The sequence below is a fragment of the Leifsonia sp. TF02-11 genome, from assembly GCF_017565305.1.
Classification (GTDB): Bacteria; Actinomycetota; Actinomycetes; order Actinomycetales; family Microbacteriaceae; genus Leifsonia.
On the sequence record NZ_JAGEKP010000034.1, the window covers coordinates 1 to 1576 of the forward strand.

General features: G+C 65.4%; 1 protein-coding gene and 1 pseudogene. One reads left to right on the forward strand and one right to left on the reverse strand.

All coding sequences use genetic code 11. From position 1 onward, the window contains the following. On the reverse strand, positions 1 to 140 hold a 140-nt coding region (locus tag JNB50_RS25935; protein WP_374222286.1), incomplete at its 3' end, for an ATP-binding cassette domain-containing protein. A gap of 77 nt (positions 141 to 217) precedes the next feature. On the opposite strand from JNB50_RS25935, the pseudogene JNB50_RS24420 reads away from it, so the two are divergent. Further along, a pseudogene (locus tag JNB50_RS24420) lies at positions 218 to 1395 on the forward strand (IS3 family transposase). The last annotated feature ends 181 nt before the right edge of the window (positions 1396 to 1576 follow it).

Sequence of the window (1576 nt, forward strand, 5' to 3'; positions counted from 1 at the left end):
GGATTGACGATCACCTCGCCCTCGTCGGGGAACTCGAAACCACAAATCAGCTTCAGCAGCACGGATTTTCCCGACCCATTCGGGCCAGTCAGTCCGTACGTTTTCCCTTCCTCAAGCGTGAGACTGAGACCCCGGAACACACTCGTGCGGGCGTGAGGAACGGATTGGTGACAACTGATCGTTAGTGCCGGGAGGCGCTGACGGGGAGGATGTCATCATGCCCGGCCCCTATCCCAGAGAGTTCCGCGAGGACGTCGTTGCGGTTGCTCGCAGCCGCGAGAGCGGCGTCACCATCAAACAGATCGCCGCCGACTTCGGTATCAGCGAAGCGACGTTGCAGAACTGGCTCCGTCAAGCCGACGTCGAAGACGGTAACCGTCCCGGCCAGACCGCCGCGGACGCCGCCGAGGCGCGGGAGTTGAAGAAGCGGATCCGGTTGCTCGAGCAGGAGAACGAGGTCCTCCGCCGTGCGGCGGCGTATCTGTCGCAGGCGAACCTGCGGCTTGGTGGCTCCCCAAAATGACGTACCCGCTCGTATCTGAGCTCGCCGACGCGGGGATCCCCGTGACGGTGTCGTGCCGGGTTCTCAAGCTCGCCCGCCAGCCCTACTACCGGTGGCGCAACGACCCCGTCCGGGACGCGGACGTGCTCCGCGCATATCGGATCAACGCGCTGCATGATGCGCACCACGAGGACCCGACGTTCGGCTACCGATACCTCGCCGACGAGGCCCGCCGAGCGGGGTGGCGGATGAGCCGGCGGACGGCGTGGAAGCTGTGCTCGCAGGCGGGGATTCTCTCGTCCGCGCAACGCCGGCGACGCGGGAAGGGGAAGAAGGCCGGGCCGCCCGTGTTCGACGACCACGTCCAGCGCGTGTTCCGCGCCGATGCACCGAACCGGCTCTGGCTCACGGACATCACGGAGCACTGGACGAGCGAAGGCAAGCTCTACTGCTGCGCGATCAAGGACGTGTTCTCCAACCGAATCGTCGGGTACTCGATCTCAGATCGGATGACCGCGAAACTCGCCGTAGACGCCGTCCGAAATGCTGTCGCGCGCCGCGGTGAGGTCGCCGGCTGCATCCTGCACGCCGACAGGGGCAGCCAGTTCCGCAGCCGCGCGATGGCCCGCGAGTTGCGCCGCCACGACATGGTCGGATCGATGGGAAGAGTCGGCGCTGCGGGGGACAACGCGGCCATGGAGTCGTTCTGGTCACTGCTGCAAACGAACGTCCTCAACCAGCAGCGGTGGGCGACCCGGCAGGAGCTGCGACTCGCCATCGTCGTTTGGATCGAGCGGAAGTATCACCGCCAGCGCGCCCAGGACACCCTCGGCGGCTTGACGCCCATCGAGTTCGAAGCCAAGCTAGCCGAGCCGCTCACACTCGCGGCCTAAACCGAACCTGTCACCAGTTCGTTCCTCACGCCCGCTTTCTCTAGGGCGTGTGGATCAAGTCTGATTTGATCCAGATCAGTGTGGCGGCGAGGGTGATCGCGGCGTTGTAGTGGCGGGCGGTCTTGTCGGAGCGCATCGCGATGCCGCGCCATTGCTTGAGCTGGTTGAAGCAGCGTTCGAC